Raw genomic sequence first — 418 nt, 5'->3', positions numbered from 1 at the left:
CGTCCTTCAGGGCGGGGAAGACGTTAACTCCTTCCTGAAGTCGTCTGGGATGCCGATTAACCCTCTCTACAGTCAGGGATTCTCAAGGGTCGGATGCTTCCCTTGCATTATGGCCAGGAAGGACGAAATCAGGAACATTGCGATCCGTTACCCGGAGGAGGTGGAACGGGTCAGGGAGTGGGAGGGGATCGTCGGGTCCGTTTCGAAGCGCGGAAAGTCAACATTCTTCGGAAACGGCAAGGTTCCGGGCATCGAGAACGCTGGAATGGACGATGTTGTGGCGTGGTCGAAGACGAAGCGCGGTGGGAAGGAAATCGATCCGGAGTCCCTGAAGGCTCCGCAAGTCTGCTCGTCGATTTACGGGTTGTGCGAGTGATCCAGAAGCACAGCAAACCCCTTCCTTCAGGGTGGGGTCAAG

At 56.9% G+C, this 418-nt stretch carries 1 protein-coding gene; it reads left to right on the top strand.

Annotated elements, in window-relative coordinates; all coding sequences use genetic code 11:
- A partial coding sequence (locus E1297_RS00580) for a phosphoadenosine phosphosulfate reductase family protein (protein ID WP_155132632.1) occupies positions 1–376 on the top strand: 376 nt, incomplete at its 5' end.
- Positions 377–418 lie beyond the last annotated feature (42 nt).

Source organism: Roseibium sp. RKSG952, assembly GCF_009711355.1.
The sequence above is the reverse complement of the archived record's forward strand: the minus strand, read 5'-3'. Positions and strand labels throughout refer to the sequence as shown.